Source organism: Chelatococcus sp. HY11 (genome assembly GCF_018398335.1).
Lineage (GTDB): Bacteria > Pseudomonadota > Alphaproteobacteria > Rhizobiales > Beijerinckiaceae > Chelatococcus.
The window spans coordinates 4,489,214-4,508,986 of the sequence record NZ_JAHBRX010000001.1 but is presented as its reverse complement, the minus strand read 5'-3'; the positions used below and the strand labels follow the sequence as shown (position 1 = coordinate 4,508,986).

The 19,773-nt window shown below is 64.1% G+C and carries 16 protein-coding genes and 1 tRNA gene; 7 read left to right on the top strand and 10 right to left on the bottom strand.

Translation table 11 applies throughout. The features are described from left to right. Positions 1–50: 50 nt before the first annotated feature. Positions 51–308: a DUF2312 domain-containing protein gene (locus KIO74_RS20600; protein ID WP_213333688.1), complete on the bottom strand. Its 258-nt coding sequence runs from the start codon at positions 306–308 to the stop codon at positions 51–53. A 169-nt stretch (positions 309–477) separates the two neighbouring features. After that, complete coding sequence (locus KIO74_RS20595) at positions 478–1,299, bottom strand: N-formylglutamate amidohydrolase (protein WP_213336047.1); 822 nt, start codon at positions 1,297–1,299, stop codon at positions 478–480. A 227-nt stretch (positions 1,300–1,526) separates the two neighbouring features. Between KIO74_RS20595 and KIO74_RS20590 the strand changes: the two genes are divergently transcribed. Beyond that, positions 1,527–1,982: a DUF1036 domain-containing protein gene (locus KIO74_RS20590; RefSeq protein ID WP_213333687.1), complete on the top strand. Its 456-nt coding sequence runs from the start codon at positions 1,527–1,529 to the stop codon at positions 1,980–1,982. Beyond that, positions 1,979–3,409, top strand: a complete 1,431-nt coding sequence (gene pyk / locus KIO74_RS20585) for a pyruvate kinase (protein ID WP_213333686.1) — start codon at positions 1,979–1,981, stop codon at positions 3,407–3,409. The genes KIO74_RS20590 and pyk overlap by 4 nt, the downstream gene beginning before the upstream one ends. A gap of 157 nt (positions 3,410–3,566) precedes the next feature. On the opposite strand, the gene KIO74_RS20580 is transcribed toward pyk, so the two are convergent. From KIO74_RS20580 to cpdR, 4 genes are all read right to left on the bottom strand, one after another. Continuing rightward, positions 3,567–4,235: a tetratricopeptide repeat protein gene (locus KIO74_RS20580; protein WP_213333685.1), complete on the bottom strand. Its 669-nt coding sequence runs from the start codon at positions 4,233–4,235 to the stop codon at positions 3,567–3,569. A gap of 141 nt (positions 4,236–4,376) precedes the next feature. Continuing rightward, positions 4,377–4,502, bottom strand: coding sequence for a type B 50S ribosomal protein L36 (gene ykgO, locus KIO74_RS20575; RefSeq protein WP_110376954.1), 126 nt, complete (start codon positions 4,500–4,502; stop codon positions 4,377–4,379). Between the two features lie 64 nt (positions 4,503–4,566). Beyond that, positions 4,567–4,641, bottom strand: a tRNA-Val gene (locus KIO74_RS20570). A gap of 272 nt (positions 4,642–4,913) precedes the next feature. Beyond that, the gene (gene cpdR / locus KIO74_RS20565; RefSeq protein WP_110376955.1) at positions 4,914–5,273 is read right to left on the bottom strand and encodes a cell cycle two-component system response regulator CpdR; all 360 of its coding nucleotides are present in this window, start codon (positions 5,271–5,273) and stop codon (positions 4,914–4,916) included. Positions 5,274–5,431: 158 nt separating this feature from the next. Here cpdR and KIO74_RS20560 point away from each other — a divergent pair, with 158 nt between their 5' ends. Together KIO74_RS20560 and hisN are read left to right on the top strand one after the other, a co-directional pair. Next, on the top strand, positions 5,432–6,322 hold the full coding sequence (locus KIO74_RS20560) for an N-formylglutamate amidohydrolase (RefSeq protein ID WP_213333684.1): 891 nt from the start codon (positions 5,432–5,434) through the stop codon (positions 6,320–6,322). A 421-nt stretch (positions 6,323–6,743) separates the two neighbouring features. Next, a complete protein-coding gene (hisN, locus tag KIO74_RS20555) occupies positions 6,744–7,526 on the top strand; it encodes a histidinol-phosphatase (protein WP_213333683.1) in 783 nt (260 codons plus the stop codon). On the opposite strand, the gene KIO74_RS20550 is transcribed toward hisN, so the two are convergent. Further along, entirely contained in the window at positions 7,493–8,515 is a 1,023-nt protein-coding gene (locus tag KIO74_RS20550; RefSeq protein WP_249731093.1) for an alpha/beta fold hydrolase, read from the bottom strand. The two genes, hisN and KIO74_RS20550, sit on opposite strands and share 34 nt — an antisense overlap. 192 nt (positions 8,516–8,707) lie before the next feature. Between KIO74_RS20550 and KIO74_RS20545 the strand changes: the two genes are divergently transcribed. Next, positions 8,708–9,187: an Hsp20 family protein gene (locus KIO74_RS20545; RefSeq protein ID WP_213333682.1), complete on the top strand. Its 480-nt coding sequence runs from the start codon at positions 8,708–8,710 to the stop codon at positions 9,185–9,187. Positions 9,188–9,386: 199 nt separating this feature from the next. Here KIO74_RS20545 and KIO74_RS20540 read toward each other — a convergent pair whose 3' ends face one another. Together KIO74_RS20540 and KIO74_RS20535 are read right to left on the bottom strand one after the other, a co-directional pair. Further along, the gene (locus tag KIO74_RS20540) at positions 9,387–10,160 is read right to left on the bottom strand and encodes a hypothetical protein (RefSeq protein ID WP_213333681.1); all 774 of its coding nucleotides are present in this window, start codon (positions 10,158–10,160) and stop codon (positions 9,387–9,389) included. 199 nt (positions 10,161–10,359) lie between these two features. Further along, positions 10,360–11,418 (bottom strand): threonine aldolase family protein, encoded by a 1,059-nt coding sequence (locus KIO74_RS20535; RefSeq protein WP_213333680.1) that lies wholly within the window; start codon positions 11,416–11,418, stop codon positions 10,360–10,362. 620 nt (positions 11,419–12,038) lie between these two features. On the opposite strand from KIO74_RS20535, the gene gltB reads away from it, so the two are divergent. Then, positions 12,039–16,661 (top strand): glutamate synthase large subunit, encoded by a 4,623-nt coding sequence (gltB, locus tag KIO74_RS20530; protein WP_249731091.1) that lies wholly within the window; start codon positions 12,039–12,041, stop codon positions 16,659–16,661. Positions 16,662–16,785: 124 nt separating this feature from the next. Further along, the gene (locus tag KIO74_RS20525; RefSeq protein ID WP_213333678.1) at positions 16,786–18,207 is read left to right on the top strand and encodes a glutamate synthase subunit beta; all 1,422 of its coding nucleotides are present in this window, start codon (positions 16,786–16,788) and stop codon (positions 18,205–18,207) included. Positions 18,208–18,304: 97 nt separating this feature from the next. Here KIO74_RS20525 and KIO74_RS20520 read toward each other — a convergent pair whose 3' ends face one another. Next, the gene (locus KIO74_RS20520) at positions 18,305–19,576 is read right to left on the bottom strand and encodes an SGNH/GDSL hydrolase family protein (protein ID WP_213333677.1); all 1,272 of its coding nucleotides are present in this window, start codon (positions 19,574–19,576) and stop codon (positions 18,305–18,307) included. Between the last annotated feature and the right edge of the window lie 197 nt (positions 19,577–19,773).

Here is a 19,773-nt window from a genome sequence, read left to right as displayed (position 1 = left end):
AATGGCCGGGACTGAGCCCGGCCATCTAAAAGTCCGGCTGTCGCTTCAGCCTAGCCCTGCATGCCCAGAGCCTGCATATAAAGTTCGAGGATAGCGTCCTCCTCGGCACGCTCCTCCGGCGGCTTCTTGCGCAGCATCACCAGTTTGCGCACGGCCTTGGCGTCGAAGCCCCTGCCCTTCAGCTCACCATAGACTTCCTTGATGTCGCCCGCGATCGCCGCCTTTTCTTCCTCGAGGCGCTCGATCCGCTCGATGAACTGCTTCAGTTCCTCAGCGGCAACGCCTGAGTCCGCAACATCTGTCACCATGTTCGTGTCACCATATCCTTGGTCAATAAGAGAGGGGCGCAGCTCGCCGCTAGGCACGCCACGCTGTGGCTGGAACGATTACCCGGTTTACCGGCAGTTGGAAAACACCAGAACCATGGGCGAATAATGGTTGACGATTTCCCAACCGTGATCGGCCGCTGGAACAGAGTCAGCCCTGCCGCAGCGGCAGATCGCGCGTCAGGGCCCGGCTCGGGTGATGCGCGATGCCTGCCGCCGACAGGGCCGGAACGAGCGGCGCGATCACGTCCGCGAGCCTGTCGCCCCAGAGATCGGCGCCTGCCTCGTCGGCGATGAGATCCTGCCGCACCTCGATCAGCGCATTGGCAAGGCCGCGGGCCGTCGCATGCCGGGCAATCACATCGCCCGCCAGCGCACCGTCATAGGGCTCGTTGTCGCCGACTGTCAGGTCCCCAGCCGCCCGCAGGGCCGCGATCAAGGGCAACGGCAGCCGCGGATCGGCATCCCAGAGCACGGCGACCTCCCACGGACGAGGCCGTCCACGCCAGACCGGCGTGAAGCTGTGGATAGACACGATGACGGGCGCGATGCCGCGCGCCAGCGAAGCATCGATCGCCGCCGCGATAGCAACGTCATAGGGACGATAGAAACGCGCGATGCGTCGCGCGATCTCATCCGCGTCGATACGGGCGTTTCCCGGCACGATGGCCCCGTCCGACAGCCGCATCACCAGGGTCGGATCATCGAGACCGCGATTGGGATCGATCAGAAGCCGCGAGAAATCCGTGAGCAGCGCCGGTGCGTCAAGACGGGCAGCCAGCCTGCGCGCCACCATGGCCGCGCCGATGTCATAGCCGATATGCCGCGCGAGTTCCTGAGACGGCATCCCGAGATTGTCATACTCGGGCGGGATGGCGTTGGTGGCGTGATCGCAGAGGATCAGGACGCCGCTCTCGACAACACCCGCGATGCGTTCGATGGGATGTTCGCCGGCGACATCCGCGTCCGGCATGAAAGGTAAATTCACGATCAATGTCACTGAAAGGTTGGCAGCGTGACCGACACAGTGCCACAGGCGCCCGGAGGCATCGAGTGCCATAACGCCGCCGGAATGCTTTTCTATGCCGCAGAAGCGCTCAACCCGGCTCCACACAGCCCTCGCAACCATGCTGCACCTGCGTTGACATAGCCGCGCGAAAGCAGGCACATGGGACGGTATCAGAAAGTCACTGCTTCGCCATGAAACTTCCCTATCTGTCCATTGTTCGGGGCCTCCTGGTGCCGCTGTGCCTGGGCACGGCAGCGATCGCGCTGGCGAGCCCAGCGAAGGCGGATCTGCGCCTGTGCAACATGACGTCGAGCCGGGTCGGAGTGGCGCTCGGCTATCGCGACAGCCAGGGCTGGGTGAGCGAGGGATGGTGGAATCTCGGCGTGCGCAGTTGCCAGACTCTCCTGCGCGGCCCGCTCGCGGCGCGCTTCTACTACGTTTACGCCGTCGACTATGACCGGGGTGGCGAATGGACCGGCCAGTCTTTTCTGTGCACACGCGAACGGGAATTCAGCGTGCGCGGCACGGAAGATTGTCTGGCGCGCGGCTTCGATCGCAACGGCTTCTTTGAAGTCGACACCGGCCAACAGAAGAGCTGGACAGTACAACTCACCGACGCGAACAGACCTGGGAGCAGACCGCAATGAGACGCATGCGCCGCGTAAAGATCCTCGCGACACTCGGGCCTGCGTCCAACGATCCGGCGATGATCGCCCGCCTCTTCGAGGCAGGCGCCGATATCTTCCGTATCAACATGAGCCACACCGCCCGGGAGGACCTGCCGAAGCGCGTAGCCGACATACGCTCCGTGGAGCAGAAATTCGGTCGGCCGGTCGGCGTTCTCGTCGATCTCCAGGGCCCGAAGCTCCGCATCGGCACCTTCGAGAAGGGCTCGGAGATCCTGAAGCAGGGTGACACCTTCGTGCTGGATGGCAACGAGAAGCCCGGCAACGCCAAGCGCGTCCACCTGCCCCATCCGGAAATCCTGGCGGCGCTGGAACCCGGTCACACGCTGCTGATCGACGATGGCAAGATCAGACTGGTCGTCGAGGGTGTCACGAAGGGCAAGGCGACCACGCGCGTCGTCGTCGCCGGCAAGATTTCCAACCGCAAGGGGGTCAGCCTTCCCGACACGACGATCCCGGTGTCAGCGATGACGCCGAAGGATCAGTCGGATCTCGAGGCGGCCGTCAATGTGGGGGTCGACTGGATCGCCCTGTCCTTCGTCCAGCGGCCGGAGGACATCGCGGAGGTCCGCAAGGTGACGCGCGGCCGCGCCCTGGTGATGGCCAAGATCGAAAAGCCGCAAGCCGTCGCCCGTCTCGCCGAGATCATCGAGGCCTCGGACGGCCTCATGGTCGCGCGCGGCGACCTGGGCGTCGAGATGCCGCTCGAGAAAGTGCCCGGCATCCAGAAGCTGATCACGCGCTCGGCACGCGCCCAGGGCAAGCCGGTCGTCGTCGCCACGCAGATGCTGGAATCGATGATCACCACGCCCGTGCCCACCCGCGCGGAGGTCTCCGATGTCGCGACGGCTGTCTTCGAGGGCGCTGACGCTGTCATGCTGTCCGCCGAGAGCGCCTCGGGCGACTATCCCTTAGAGGCCGTCGCCACCATGGACCGCATCGCGGAAGAGGTTGAATCCGACCCGAACTACAGCACCATCATCCACAACCAGCGCACGGAGCCGGAGGCGACCGCGGCCGACGCCATCGCCAATGCGACGCGCAGCATCGCCGAAACCCTCGGGCTCAAGGCCATCATTGCCTGGACGTCGTCCGGAGCCACGGGCCTGCGCATTTCGCGTGAGCGGCCCGCGACCAGCGTGCTCGCGCTGACACCCAACATCAACGCCGCCCGCAGGCTGTCCATCGCCTGGGGCGTGCATGCGCTCGTGACCGAGGATGCGCGCAACCTTGACGACATGACGGACAGGGCCTGCCACCTCGCCCGCGAGGAGGGCTTCGCGGAGAACGGTCAGCGCGTGATCGTCACGGCGGGCATTCCCTTCGGCCACCCGGGCGCGACAAACACGCTCCGCATCGCCTTCATCGGCCCTGACGGCAGCGCCTGAGAACGCCCCGATCCCATTGGGAGCGTCGAGACCGCTCGGCGGGCTGGGTCTGTCTCCGCCAGCCGGCAACACGTGACACGAAAACGCGTGCGACGTGCCATTACGCCCGGCCATGAATGTACGATAGCTTTGAGAGACAGGCGGCGACCAAGGATACTCAGATATCGCGGCCGTTGACCTCGATCTCGAGTTGCGCGGCCACCTTCTCGACATCAGGCAGGTGCGGCGCGATCGCCAGAGCCTGCTTGAAGGCCGCCAGAGCGCTCTTCTTGTCACCGGTCTTTCGGAACAGGACGCCTAGGCCTGTCCAGGCGGTGAAATGCCTTGGCTCCTGCGCGACAGCCCGGCGCAGATCCAGGATCGCCCGATCGTCATCGCCCAGGGACGTGAAGACCACCGCCCGCTTGTTCCAAGCTTCTGCCCAGTTCGGCTGGAGAACGACCACACGGTCGAGCAGCTCGATCGCCAGCTCATCCTTGTCTGCGCTGGCGGCCGCGATGGCGCGGCTCATGAGCAGGTCAGCCGTATCACTGCCGGATTGCAACCACCGCCGTTCGATCAGGCGTGTAATTCCCTTGGTCTCATCCTCATCCTGCGAGGCCGCGAGACGCGCGAAAAGCTCGTCGAGCATCGCCCGCCGGGAATCGGTCGGAGGAGCATCCGTGGAGGCCTCCGGGGGCCGCGGCACCGTCGCGGCGCCACCAGGCTGGCCAGGGTTCGCAGGTTGGCCGGGGCTCGATTGGGCGAAGCCGCCCACCGGCGCCAAGGCCGCGAGAAAAAGGGACGCACCAAAAGCCGTCGCGAGATGAAAGGACGCGTTGCGCATGGCTTCAATGTAGGCCTGAAGGCTGGCCGGGTCAAAACCACGTCCGTCCCCCATCCCGCACGAATGTGTGAACGAGCCGCAAACGCAAAAAGCCCGACCAGATGGTCGGGCACCTCAAGCATGGCGACAAGCTGAAAACGATTAGCCCTGACGAGCCTTGTACCGCTTCTGGGTCTTGTTGATGACGTAGATGCGGCCCTTGCGGCGCACGAGCTGGTTGTCGCGATGACGGCCGCGGACCGATTTGAGCGAGTTGCGGATCTTCATGTCCGTGGTCTCCGACAAGCCATCTTTGGAAGCGAAGCTTCCGCGACATGGCCAATAAAGGTGATGGTGGGCGCGACAGGGATCGAACCTGTGACCCCTACGATGTCAACGTAGTGCTCTCCCGCTGAGCTACGCGCCCTATGCCAGCAAAAAATCAGCCGATTGGCCGACCTAAGCAGACAAGTGACTGGTTCGCCATCTGTTGGCCCCTTTTATGCGGCGCCTGAGAGGCGCGCAAGAGGGGAAACATCGGCAAAACCGGAAACGGTTGGGCTGGGAGGCCCGGCCCGCTTGCCGGAAGATGTGTACGGGTCACATCCGAGGCCGCCGATATAGCTCGACATGATCGGAAGCGCAAGCCACCCAAACGCTCCTGATGAAGCTTTTATGGCGGGCCTGTGGAACATCCCTTCAGGCGGCCAGGAGCTTCTCCACCTCATTGACGAGTTCGCGCAGGTGGAAGGGCTTCGAAAGCACCTTGGCTTCCTTCGGAGCCTGCGAGTCGGCATTGAGGGCGACCGCCGCGAAACCGGTGATGAACATCACCTTGATATCCGGATCGAGTTCCGTCGCACGGCGCGCCAGCTCGATGCCATCCATCTCCGGCATGACGATATCGGTCAGGAGAAGCTCGAAAGGCTCCTCTCTCAACCTGTGATAGGCTGAAAGGCCGTTGTCGAAGGAAGCGACGTCATATCCGGCGTTCTGGAGGGCCTTCACCAGAAAGCGCCGCATATCGTTGTCATCTTCAGCGAGAAGAATTTTGTTCATGGCGTTCAATACGCATTACCTCGAACCACGTTTCCCCCATAAAGCCGCGCTGACGTAAACAGGCGGTGAAGGACATGGGCTTCAATGGACATGCAGGCCCAAAAAAGCCAAATTGGTGACGTCGCGATGCTCTTCTGACCTAACAATTGATTGTTGGCATGTCTTACCCTGTCGAGCCGGAATTCGAATCGCCCTTTCAGGTCATGGAGCCGAAGGCGCAGACCGTGTCTGCGGTCTTCAACGCCCCTCATTCCGGCCGCGTCTATCCCAAAGCCTTTCTTGCGACGGCGCGCCTTGATCCGTTCAGCCTGCGCCGCTCCGAGGACACGCACGTCGATGCTCTCTTCGGCGCCGCGGTCGACCTCGGCGCGCCGCTGCTGACCGCCAGCTTTCCGCGAGCCTATCTGGATGTGAATCGCGAGCCCTACGAACTCGACCCGCGCATGTTCGAGGGACGGCTGCCCCCGTTCGCCAACACGCGTTCGCTGCGCGTCGCCGGCGGCCTCGGCACTGTGCCCCGCATCGTGGGCGACGGCCAGGAGATCTATCGGGAGAAACTTGCCGTCAGTGAGGCCCTGCGGCGCATCGAGTGGCTCTACAAGCCCTACCATCGCACCCTGCGGCAGCTGATGGCGCGGACCATGCGGCAGTTTGGCAGCGTGCTCCTCGTGGATTGCCACTCCATGCCTTCGGTTGGCGCCTCGCGCGAGGAGCCGTTGCGGGCTGATTTCGTCCTCGGAGACCGTTACGGCACGAGCTGCGCGAGCGGCGTCACGCAACGTGTCGAGCAGGAACTGCGCACACGCGGCTATCGCGTCGTGCGCAACAAGCCCTATGCGGGCGGGTTCATCACCGAGCACTACGGCGAGCCCAATGCCGGGCGCCATGCCCTCCAGATCGAGACGAACCGGGCGCTCTACATGAACGAGCGGACCTTGGAGCGCTCCAGCGATTTCGAGAGGGTCGCCACGGACTTGAAGCAGGTCTTGATCAAGGTGTTGGCGGCGCTGCCGGACGATCTCGCGCCCCGCGCCATCGCGGCCGAATAGAAGCCCGCTTCCGAAGCTCCTGCCGCTTCACGCACGGCACTTGCGAACGAGAGATATGCGCAAGACACTTTGCGCGAGATACTGGTGGGCAAGAAAAAAGGCCGCCCACTTGCGTGCGCGGCCCAAGTCTAGGGAGGAAACGCCCAAGGAGGGCAGCGGGACAGCAACCTCAGCTGCCGTACCGCACTGCAACAACATGCCACCGCACCGCACAAAAAACAAGTGCCTTGTTGAAACTTTTGCGCACATCCTTAAAAAAAGAATTCACTGACTTAGGCTTAGCTTGTTAAACGCCGGGTCGTATCCGTCTGTTGCGAGCTTTCTCCCCCCAAAAACGGCTAGAAATTCAACGTCTGACTAACATCCCGGTCTCGCACCGGCGATAGTGAGCCCTCAAGATCCAGCCGACAGAGGCGCAGGAATGACCGTCGTCGACATAGCCCGCTTTACCGATGATCTCGCCAGCCGCTCGGGCCAAGTGATCATGCCGTTCTTCCGCTCCGCGATTCGCGCGGACGACAAGTCCGACGGGCGCGACTTCGACCCCGTGACGGAAGCAGACCGTGCCGCGGAGGCTGTCATGCGGCAGATGATCAAGTCCACCTTTCCCGCCCACGGCATTTCCGGCGAGGAATTCGGCGAGGAAGCGGCCGATGCCCACTATGTCTGGGTGCTCGACCCAATAGACGGAACCAAAGCCTTCATCTCAGGCCTGCCGCTATGGGGAACGCTGATCGGGCTGAAGCACAAGGGCCAACCGGTTTATGGGCTCATGCACCAGCCTTTCACGGGAGAGCGCTTCGTCGGCGACGGGCAAGGCGCCCGCTATCACGGACCGGCGGGCGACCGCGCGCTCAAGACGCGCGCCTGTGCAAGCCTCGCCGAGGCGACGATCTCCACCACCTCGCCCCATATGTTCAAGGGCGAGACGCTGGCGGCCTACAAGCGTGTGGAAGAGGCCTGCCGGCTGAACCGCTATGGCTACGACTGCTATGCCTATTGCATGGTCGCCGCCGGCCATATCGATCTGGTCATCGAGGCCGGCCTGAAACCCTGCGATATCATCCCCCTCATTCCCATCATCACGGGTGCCGGCGGCATCGTCACGGACTGGCAGGGCGGTCCCGTCACCGCCGGCGGCAGTGTCGTCGTCGCCGGCGACGCGCGCGTTCACGCGGCGGCGCTGTCGCTATTGTCGGCCTGAGAGCTCAATGGCCCGGTTCCCTCGGAGCCGGGGACGAAAGCATCAAACGCGGCCCAAACGGTCTCGCGAATATCGTCCCGTTCCATGAGAAGCTCATGGCGGGCCCCGGGCAGCACGATCGCATGGCCTGATTTGAGATAAAGGCTGAACCGTTCGATCGCCGCCGTTGAAACCACGGGGTCGGCGCCGCCGGCGATCACGAGCACCTGGGCGGTGATCGCCTCGGCCTTCTTGCGCGTATTCAGGCCCGCCATGAAGCGGAATGCGGCGCGTACCCAGCCGATCGTGGGATCACCGAGCCCGAGTTCAGGCACGGCCGCGACCACACCCGCGTTCCGCGCGTAGCGGACGGGATCGGACGTCAGGCGATTGTCGAGAAAGGGTTTCGTTCCAAGCGGTGTCGCGCCGCCACCGGGGATGAACCAGCGGGAAAGCCCTAAGCCCCCAAGCCACTCCGCGAGGGTGCGCACCACGCCCGGATGCTTGATGCGCGCAATCGCCAGCATGGGCGCAAGCGCCACTGTCCGTTCAAAACGATTCTCGCCGGAACTCAGCGCCTCGAAGAGGATCGCGGCCCCCATCGAATGTGCGAGGGCGAAATAGGGCGCCGGGCAGTGGACGAGGAGCATCTCGTGGATCACGGCGTCCAGATCGCGCCGGTATCGCTTGAACGAGGAGATATGGCCCTTGCGATGGTTCGCGAGTTGATGGTCGGATCCCCCCTGCCCGCGCCAGTCGAACGCCACGACGACAAAGCCGCGCCGTGTCAGATCCGCGACCGTCTCGAAGTATTTCTCGATAAATTCAGCCCGCCCCTGCAGAATGAGGACGGTGCCGCGTGGCCGCTTGCGTCCGCGCGGCGCCCAGCGCGCCACGCGCAAGTTCACGCCGTCCATCGTCGGCACGGTCGTGACGACAGCGCCGGTCGGAACAGCATTATCGGGTGTAGCAAAAAGCTCCACGGCGACCCTCTCAACAACCAAGACCAAGCCGTATCCTACTGATATCGCTATTTTACCGCGCGCTTGCGAACCTGGCCACGATAGAGCTCGAAAGAGCCCTTGAAATGCCAGAACGTCCTTCCCAAATCCTTGTCATGCAGGCCGATAACGGCTGCATTACCAGCGACACCCGGCCATATCGGCGGGTGCTCCGCATGTCGCTTCTTAGGAGGATATGCTATGCGTCAGTTTGATTTTGCCCCCCTCTATCGTTCCACCGTCGGCTTTGACCGGCTTTTCTCGTTGCTCGACCAGGCGTCGGGCGTCGACAGCGCGTCGACCTATCCGCCCTATAACATCGAGCGGACCGGCGAGAACGACTATCGCGTCTCGGTCGCTGTCGCGGGCTTCACGGATGAAGACCTCAGCATCGAGGTGAAGGAGAACACCCTCTCCATCCGTGGCGAGAAGAAGGTTGCGGACGGTGAACAGAAGCCAGATGTCCTCTATCAGGGCATTGCCGCTCGCTCCTTCGAGCGCCGCTTCCAGCTCGCCGACCATGTCCTCGTCAAGGGCGCGATCCTTGAGCACGGACTCCTTCACGTCGATCTCGTACGCGAGATTCCGGAAGCCAAGAAGCCGCGCTTCATCCCGATCTCCTCGCAGACGGCCAAATCCGTCGAGCCCAAGGTGATCGAGCAGCCTAAAGTCGCCGCGTAATTTTGGGGGCCGCGTAATTCTTATCGGCGTCGGACCGCGCGTCCGACGCCAGACAGGCAGATGGCTTTTCTCCTTCCGCCTGTTGGGACCTCCAACTACATGGACCTCCAAACTGCAAGGCGCCTCACAGAGGCGCCTTTTTTGCTTGGCCCAACAGCCCGTGGCCGGGCAGCCGCGCCATGCGAATCAGAACGGCCGATCAGAATGACGGCGGCCCTACGTCCGGCAGATCGGGCGGATCAATATCGACAGGCTCCGGCGGAGCCGGCTCGGACCTCGTCACGGGAGCGGAGGCTGTCGGCGTGGGGTTGGCCTGAGCAACGGGCGGCACGGCGGCCGGTTCTTCACCCCTACCCCCCCGGGCGTCCGACTGCAGTTCCGAGGGCCGCGCCGGCGGAACAGGGATCTTCGGCGCGGCGGCCCTGGGCGCTATTCCCTTCGGCATCGGAGGCGCCGGGATGACCCGCGGCTCCGGTTCGCGCGTCGCGTAACGATCGCCGCTGTCCCGGCTGTCGTAGCCGCGTCCTCCGTCTCCATCATCCCACCCCGGCTCACTCCAGCGCGTCTGTGGCCTCGGTCGCTCATCCCAGTCCGGCACGACCTCGGCGATGACCCGACGGCTGACGATGCCTCCGTCATAGGCGTCGACCGTGAGGCGCAAAATAGTGCCCCGACGGTCCATGACATCGGCGACATAGACGTCACCACGGCGTCGCAGAGGCGATTCAAGGGAATATCCCTGCCGCGCAATCATGGCCTCGACGGCGCGGCGGGGTATGCCGTCGTCCGCATAGGCGCCAGGCGGGGGAGCCCACGGGCGGCGCGCCCAGGGCGCTTCAGGCACCGGCGCGGGAGGAATGGGCACGTCATAGCCGGGTGGCCTGTCGTAGTAATACTGGGCGGAGGCAGGCAGGATGCCGGCTGCCAGCGACAGACCGGTCACAATGGCCGTCGGGGCCAGAAAGGCGATCATCTTGTCTAATCGCCGCTTGCCAAATTGCTTGATGCAAATTGGGTGCGCGCGCAATGGCCACACAGAAAAGGCCGCGGGCTGCGCGGAAGGGAGGGTCGGCTGGGCAGTGCTCTGGCCCGGCATATTTAGCCTCGCTCGATACTGACAATCCGCCCAGATTCTAGAATTGATTAAGGCACCTGTACGGCGCCTTTATAGTTTATTCACGATGATCGGCCGCCGCGAGGAACAGGTCGACTTCGTCGGCGGTGGTGGCGAAAGACGTCACCAGCCGCACGAGCACTTCATCGCCTTGCGGCGCCTGATCCGGCGGTACGCTTGTTCCCGCCCAGCGATAGTAGATCGCTCCCTTGGCCCGCAGCGCGTCGTGCATCGGTCGCGGAAGAACCGCAAAAACCTCGTTGCCCTGCACAGGCAAGGCGATTCGCGCACCGCGCGCCGCAAGACCATCCGCCAGCCGGTCCGCCATCGCGTTGGCCTGACGTGCGAGATCGAGCCAATGGTCATCGGAGAGATAGGCATCGAGCTGCGCGGCCAGGAAGCGCCCTTTGGACAGGAGATGGCCGGAGCGCTTGCGACGCTCCGCGAGATGGCTTGCCCTGGCGCGGTCGAAGACGATGATGGCCTCGACACCAATGCAGCCATTCTTTGTGGCGCCAAAGGACATAATGTCGATACCGGCCTTCCAGGTGATCTCAGCCGCAGTCCCGTCGAGACGCAGCAAGGCATTGGCGAAGCGCGCACCGTCCATATGCACGCCAAGGCCATGGGCATGGGCGATCCCGGCGATCTCGGCGATCTCTCCGGCCGTGTACGCGGTCCCCACCTCGGTCGCCTGCGTCAGCGACAGCGCCTGGGGCACGACGGCGTGAGGCGGTGGGGCATGCCCGCCGTTCAGGGCGGCCTCGACGGTCGTCGGCGTCATCTTGCCGCAGAGACCCGGAAGACCGATGAGCTTCGCCCCGCCGGTGAAGAACTCGGGCGCTCCGCATTCATCCGTCGCGACATGGGCCTCGGCATGGCACAGCACCGCGCCCCACGGGTCAGTCATCGCGGCAAGACTGAGCGCGTTGGCGGCTGTTCCAGTGGTCACCAGAAAGACCTCAACATCCCGTTCAAAGATCGCGGACAGCCGGGCGGTGACCCGGGCGGTCAAGGCATCCGTGCCATAACCGCTTGCTGCGCCTTGGTTGGCTTCGACCAGCGCTTCAAGAACACGGCGGCTCGCCCCCGCTACGTTGTCACTGCCAAAATTCACGATTCTTCTCTCCTGAACGCCCTGCCTTCGCACCATAGCAACGCGGAGCCGATGGCCAAAAGCACCCCGAAGGCGGTCGCAGCAAACCTAGTTTGGAATGAACGCCAACGAATGATCATTCCGCGACACGCACGCCAAGGGTCACAAAATTTCGTTCCTGGGGCCGATAGGAGAACTTTGTATGCGAGCGGGCGCAATTGGGCGCTTGTGCGGCGAAAAAAAATCTGGCATGTTCCGCTGAGTTAGGACAGCGATACTGTCCCATTGCGCCCTATCTCTGGGGGCGAAACGCAACGGTTGATGGTTTGACGATGGCACGGTCGGTAAAAACGAAACGAGACCAGAAAGCGGCTACGCGCATCGCGCGCGGCTAGCGGGCTCTCGACGTTTCGTCGCCGCCCGCCGAGGTGCGGACGCGGCGCGCAGCGCGACCGGACCTCCCGAAAGTCGATGGCTTGAGTCCCCCTGGGCCAGATGTGGCTTATAGTGGGTTTCAAGTCGTCCTGCGCGTGAACGCAGTGTCGAGGGAGGAAGTCTCGATGGTAAACGAATACAGACTTCGTGGGGGCGATACTCCCAAGTGGCCACTGAACCAAGCGCGGTCGGCCGCCGATCACGGCATGCCGGCAGCGCAGGGCCTTTATGATCCGCGCAACGAACACGATGCGTGCGGCGTCGGGTTCGCAGTGGACATGAAGAACCGCAAGAGCCACGCGATCGTACAGCACGGCCTGTCGATCCTCAGGAATCTTGACCACCGCGGCGCCGTCGGCGCTGACCCGAAGGCCGGCGACGGCTGCGGCATGCTGGTTCAGATCCCCCATCTGTTCTTTCAGGAAGAATGTGCGCGGCTCGGCATCACGTTGCCGGAGCCCGGCGAATACGCCGTCGGCCATCTCTTCATGCCGCGTGACACGGAAGGCTTCCGCCTTGTCACGGAAATCGTCGAGCGTCTGATCACCGAGGAAGGCCTCTCGTTCCTCGGCTGGCGCAACGTGCCCGTTGACAACTCCGGCCTTGGCGAGACCGTCAAGCCGACCGAGCCGCTGCATCGCCAGATCATCGTCGGCCACGGCGCCGACATCGCGGACCAGGACGAGTTCGAGCGGCGGCTGTTCATCGCCCGCAAGGTGATTTCCAACGCCATTTACGACATGAAGGACGCGAGCACGGCCGGCTACTACGTGGTCAGCCTGTCGTCGCGCACCCTCGTCTATAAGGGCATGCTGCTCGCTACCCAGCTCGGTGACTACTACGCCGACCTGAATGACCCGCGCTTCCAGTCGGCGATCGCCCTGGTGCACCAGCGCTTCGCGACGAACACCTTCCCGACCTGGTCGCTCGCCCACCCCTACCGCATGGTGGCGCATAACGGCGAGATCAACACGGTGCGCGGCAACGTCAATTGGATGGCGGCGCGGCAGGCTTCGGTCGACTCGGAGCTGTTCGGCAACGACATCGCCAAGCTCTGGCCAATCTCCTACGAGGGCCAGTCCGACACCGCCTGTTTCGACAACGCGCTCGAGTTCCTGGTGCAGGGCGGCTATTCGCTCACCCACGCCATGATGATGCTCGTGCCCGAGGCCTGGGCCGGCAACCCGCTCATGAGCGAGGAGCGGCGGCATTTCTATGAGTATCACGCGGCCCTGATGGAGCCGTGGGATGGCCCTGCCGCCATCTGCTTCACCGACGGTCGTCAGCTCGGCGCAACCCTCGACCGCAACGGCCTGAGGCCGGCCCGCTATTTCGTGACCGACGAAGATCTGGTGGTCGGCGCGTCCGAAATGGGCGTTCTTCCCATCCCGGAAGAGAAGATCGTCGAGAAGTGGCGCCTGCAGCCGGGCCGCATGCTGCTCATCGACCTCGAAAAGGGCCGCATCATCTCCGACGAGGAGATCAAGCAGGAGCTGAGCACCCGCCATCCCTACGGCGAGTGGCTGGAGCGCACACAGATCGTGCTCGAGGAGCTGCCGCCCGTGCAGGCGCGCGAATCCCGCACGGATGTCAGCCTGATCGATCGCCAGCAGGCCTTCGGCTACACGCAGGAAGACATCAAGCTTCTGCTGCCGCCCATGGCCGTCACCGGCCAGGAAGCGGTGGGCTCCATGGGCACCGACACGCCGATCTCGGCGCTGTCGGCGAAGTCCAAGCTGCTGTACACTTATTTCAAGCAGAATTTCGCCCAGGTGACGAACCCGCCGATCGATCCGATCCGCGAGGAGCTCGTGATGTCGCTCGTGTCCTTCATCGGGCCACGGCCGAACATTCTCGACCTGGAGGGCACCTCGCGCCGCAAGCGGCTCGAAGTGCGCCAGCCGATCCTCACGAATGAAGACCTCGAGAAGATCCGCTGCATCGGCCACTACGAGGACAGGTTCGACACCAAGACGCTGGACATCACTTTCCCGGCCCTGCAGGGCGCGGCCGGCCTCGAAGGTGCGCTCGGGCGGCTGTGCGAGCGCGCCGAGGCGGCTGTTCACGGCGGCTACAACATCATCATCCTGTCCGACCGCATGATCGGGCCGGACCGGATCGCCATTCCGGTTCTCCTCGCGACAGCGGCGGTGCATCACCACCTCATCCGCAAGGGGCTCAGGACCTCGGTCGGTCTTGTGCTGGAAACCGGTGAGCCGCGCGAGGTGCACCACTTCGCCTGCCTTGCAGGCTATGGCGCGGAAGCGATCAATCCCTATCTCGCCTTCGAGACGCTCTTGTCGATGCACGAAGCCCTCGACTTCCCCGAAGAGGTCGATGCCTACGAAATCGTCAAGCGCTACATCAAGTCGATCGACAAGGGCCTTCTCAAGGTTATGTCGAAGATGGGAATATCGACCTATCAATCCTATTGCGGTGCGCAGATCTTCGACGCCGTTGGATTGAAGAGCGACTTCATCGAGCAGTATTTCTTCGGTACCGCGACCAGCATCGAGGGCGTCGGGCTCAGCGAAATCGCCGAGGAAACAGTGCTGCGGCATCGCGATGCCTTCGGCGATGCTCCGATCTACCGCACGGCCCTCGACGTGGGCGGCGAATATGCCTATCGCCTGCGCGGCGAGGCGCATGTCTGGACGCCAGACACGGTGGCGACGCTGCAGCATGCCGTGCGCCACAATGCCCGCGAGCGCTACCAGGAATTCGCCAAGCTCATCGACGAACAGGGCAATCACGCCACCAGCATTCGCGGCCTCTTTCGCATAAAGACCGCGCGTGAACTGGGGAATGAGCCGGTTCCGCTCGACGAGGTCGAACCCGCGTCCGAGATCGTCAAGCGCTTTACGACCGGGGCGATGTCCTTCGGATCGATCTCGCGCGAGGCACACGAGACGCTGGCAATCGCCATGAACTCCTTCGGCGGCAAGTCGAACACCGGCGAAGGCGGCGAGGAACCGGAGCGCTTCCTGCCGATGCCGGACGGCCGCTCGCGGCGATCCGCCATCAAGCAGGTTGCATCGGGGCGTTTCGGCGTCACCGCGCATTATCTCGTCAATTCGGACGTGATGCAGATCAAGGTGGCGCAGGGTGCCAAGCCCGGCGAGGGCGGACAGCTGCCCGGCCACAAGGTCGACGCGATCATCGCCAAGGTGCGCCACTCCACGCCGGGCGTCGGCCTGATCTCCCCGCCCCCGCACCATGACATCTATTCGATCGAGGATCTCGCCCAGCTGATCTTCGACCTGAAGAACGTCAATCCGGCCGCGGATGTCTCGGTCAAGCTCGTGTCAGAAGTCGGCGTCGGCACCGTCGCCGCCGGCGTCGCCAAGGCGCGCGCCGACCATATCACGATCTCCGGCTACGACGGCGGGACGGGCGCGAGCCCCCTCACCTCGCTGAAGCACGCTGGCTCGCCCTGGGAAATCGGCCTCGCCGAGACCCAGCAGACCCTCGTGCTTTCAAATCTGCGTGGGCGCGTGGTGCTGCAGGTCGACGGCGGTCTCCGTACCGGTCGGGACGTCGTCGTCGGCGCCCTCCTCGGCGCCGACGAGTTCGGCTTCTCGACAGCCCCGCTGATCGCGGCAGGCTGCATCATGATGCGCAAATGCCATCTCAACACCTGCCCCGTCGGGGTGGCGACGCAGGACCCGGTGCTGCGCAAGCGTTTCAAGGGCCTGCCGGAGCACGTGATCAACTACTTCTTCTTCGTCGCGGAGGACGTGCGCGAGCGCATGGCCGAGATCGGCGTGCGCCGGATCGAAGAGCTCGTGGGCCGCACCGAAATCCTCGACAAGACGGAGGCGTTGAGCCACTGGAAGTCGAAGGGCCTCGACTTCAGCAGGCTGTTCCACCAGCCCGCGGTCGGGCCTGAGATCGCGACCCGGCATGCCGAGCGCCAGAAGCACCCGATCGACGATATCCTCGATCTCAAGCTGATCCGAGAAGCGGAGCCCGCGCTTGCCTCCGGAGAGACAGTGACGCTGTCGCATACCATAAGAAACGTGGACCGGACGACCGGTGCCATGCTTTCTGGTGAGATCGCCAAGCGCCACGGCCATGACGGCCTCCCTGACGACACCATCACGGTCAATCTAAAGGGCACGGCCGGCCAGAGCTTCGGCGCCTTCCTGGCGCCGGGCGTGACGCTGAAGCTCGAAGGCGAAGCCAACGACTACGTCGGCAAGGGCCTGTCCGGCGGCAAGCTGATCATCCACCCGCCGGCGGAAACAAAGATCGTCGCGGAGCGTTCGATCATCGTCGGCAACACGGTGCTGTATGGCGCGACCGCCGGCGAGTGCTACTTCCGCGGCGTGGCCGGCGAGCGTTTCGCCGTCCGCAACTCCGGCGCGGTCGCCGTCGTCGAGGGCACCGGCGACCACGGCTGCGAATACATGACCGGCGGCGTGGTCGCGGTCATCGGCCAGACCGGCCGCAACTTCGCGGCCGGCATGTCCGGCGGCATCGCCTATGTGCTCGACGAGGACGGGTCCTTCGCCAAGCGCTGCAATCTCTCGATGGTCGATCTCGAACCGGTTGAGGAAGAGGAAGACCTGCTTGAGCGCCTCCATCATCATGGTGGCGATCTCGAGACCAAGGGACGGATCGATCTGGGCGATCTGTCGCGGCATGATGAAGAGCGGCTGATGCAGCTCATCGTCAACCACCGTGACTACACCGGCTCCACACGGGCGCAGACGATCCTCGACAACTGGGCTGACTACCGCACCCGCTTCGTGAAGGTGATGCCGGTCGAATACCGGCGCGCCATCCGCGAGATGGAGCGGGCTCGCACTCTGCAGGCTGCGGAGTAGTCGTTTTCTTCTCCACGACGTCATCCCCGGGCTTGTCCCGGGGATCCCGACACGAGAATTGCGCCTTCCGATCGAGATGGCCGGGTCAAGCCCGGCCATGACGGGGCAGAAGCTGGACAGGACGATGGGTAAGGTCACGGGTTTCCTAGAATTCGACCGGCAGGAGCCGAAGTATCAGCTTGCCGGCGATCGCATTCGCCACTTCAGAGAGTTCACGCTGCCGCTCGACGACAAGGATGTCACGCGGCAGGCGGCGCGCTGCATGGACTGCGGCATCCCCTTCTGCCACGGGCCGACAGGCTGCCCGGTGCACAACCAGATCCCCGACTGGAACGATCTGGTCTTCGCCGGGGACTGGGAAGAAGCCGCGCGCAACCTGCATTCGACCAACAATTTTCCGGAATTCACCGGCAGGATCTGCCCCGCGCCCTGCGAGGAAGCCTGCACGCTGAACCTGGAAAACGTGCCGGTCACCATCAAGAACGTCGAGCAAACCATCGCCGACAAGGCCTGGGAAAACGGCTGGATAAAGCCGGAGATCGCGGGCATCGCCACAGGTCGCCGTATAGCCGTCATCGGCTCGGGTCCGGCCGGTCTCGCGGCGGCCCAACAACTCGCCCGTGTCGGCCATGCCGTCCATGTCTTCGAGCGCGAGCCCAAGGCGGGCGGCCTGCTGCGCTACGGCATCCCCGACTTCAAGATGGAGAAGCACCATATCGACCGCCGCGTGGTGCAGATGGAAGCCGAGGGTGTCGTCTTCCACTACGGCGTCAACATCGGCGTCGACAAGGGTTTCGCCGAACTCGAACAGGAGTTCGACGCCGTGTTGATGTCCGGAGGCGCGGAAGCGCCGCGTGATCCGAAGCTGCCGGGCCAGGAGCTCGAGGGCGTGCACTACGCCATGCCTTATCTCGTGCAGCAGAACCGTCGCAACGGACAGGAGATCGTCCATGACGAGCCGATCCTGGCGGCGGGCAAGCATGTCGTCGTCATCGGCGGCGGCGACACCGCTTCCGACTGTGTGGGCACGGCCTTCCGTCAGGGCGCCTTGTCGGTCACCCAGCTCGACATCCGCCCGAAGCCTCCGCTGATCGAGGACAAGCTCGCCATCTGGCCCTACTGGCCCACCAAGCTTCGCACGTCGTCGAGCCAGGCGGAGGGCGCCGAGCGGGAGTTCCAGGCCGCGACCCTTGGGCTCGTCGGCAAGAAGGGCAAGCTCACGGGTGTTGCTTGCGTGCGCGTTGATGAACGCCGGCAGCCCATCGCCGGGGCAGAATTCATCCTGAAGGCGGATCTCGTCTTCATCGCCATCGGCTTTGCCGGTCCACTCTCGGCCGGCCTCGTGGAGCAGTCCGGCGTGTCGGTGGACAGGCGCGGCAATGTGCAGGCCGATACGGAAGCCTATCGCACATCACGGGACAAGGTCTTCGCGGCCGGCGACATGCGCCGCGGCCAGTCCCTGGTGGTCTGGGCCATTCGCGAAGGCCGCCAGGCCGCGCGGGCGATCGACGAGTTCCTGATGGGCACGAGCATCCTGCCGCGCTGAGCGGCATGAAGCTCATCCGCCTTGGAGCCCATCCGCCTTGGATGAGCCGCTTCTCTGCGAGGCGGCCTTCCCTGCTGGTGGAATGGAGTGCCTTGGCCTACGGGCTGTCGGCCTCAGCCTCAGGCCAGTGAAAATCGTCCGCGCGCCCGACGCGCGGTTCCGGCACGCGGCCCATACCATAGACGCGTTCAATCAGTTGTCCCGAATAGCCCGATAGGGCCGGACGTGCCCGCGCGAGCTGGCCACCCGCCGCCATTTCCCGCCGGGTCAACGGCAGGATGGGACCGGCGATGGGGCGTGGCGGCTGCAGGACGAGCCCCCCCGGCTGCTCGGGCAGCGCCGGGAAGGCAGATGCCAGCGCATCGCCGCTCTTCACGGGCGGCTGGTCGGGCGCTGCGTCGGTCGGCGCGCCGCTGGGCGGCAGGGCCAGAACCGTCGCGCTGTTGCGTTCAGTCAGAAGCCGGCGGATCTCGAGTTCCACGAAATGCGCTGCCTTGCGGGCGCCGGCATCGGTGAAATTGATGCCATTCGCGTTGCGCAACCGAACCTGCTGCCCGTTGATATCGGGGCCGGAGGCCGTAAAACGGTTGTCATCGTTGGAAAAGCCTTCCCACAGATCAACATAGTGGCTGTCGGCCTTGATGGCACGCTCGCGTATCAGTGCGTTGAGGCTCAAGACATCCGCCGCGTAGCGCGCGGCCTGCATCGGCGGCATGCCAACCCAGATCAAGGGGATCTGCTTCGCGGCGAAGGCGGCTTCCACAGCATCGATGCGCGTGCCGTAAAGCTCCCGCCAGCGATCCGTCCCGAATTCCACTGAGGCGCCACCGTCACGGATATCCTGCCTGTCATTCGCACCGATCATGATCACCCCGATCGTCAGGGGCGCTCCATCCGCGAGACGCTCACGCGCGGCTTTTGGCCAATCGAAATGATCATCGCGGACCAGACCGGAGTTGGGACGGACGTTGCGCGAGACTTCGATCGTCGGCATCTCCGCAAAGGCATCCTTCAAGCCATCCGCCAGGGATTCGGCGAAGAAATCACCCATTACGAGGATGAAGGTGTCGGCAGCCGGCTTCGCCTCCTGCGGTTGGTCACGCACGACGACGGGCGCGGGCGCGGGAGCGCGGCGTGGCCGGGCTGCCCGGGCCGGCGCCCGTTGTGGCTGCCGGCGCGGTGCAACCTGCTGAGGCTGCGGACGCTGCTGCTTGAAGATACCATCGAGGAAGCGCGTCAGCGGGTCGGCCTGCGCCACAGCCGGTGTCGACAGCACAGCCAGCGCGGATGCCAGCAGCGAGACCCCGAACACAGCGACGAGGACGAAAGAGGCCCCCAGGATCACTCGACGTCGCAGCTTGAGATGCATCGCGCAGCTCTTCCCTTAGCGAAGGTACTCTCAGGATCCTTCTGGTTGATCAGTAGCAAGCAATCCGCAGCGGGCGGGTGATGAAGATGACACCGCCCGATACCGCAACGGCTCGCCGATGCTGGGACACATACCTGACAGACAGAGCTTACGCTCGATACCCGCGCATCGCACGATCACATTTTGCGCAAGGCCTC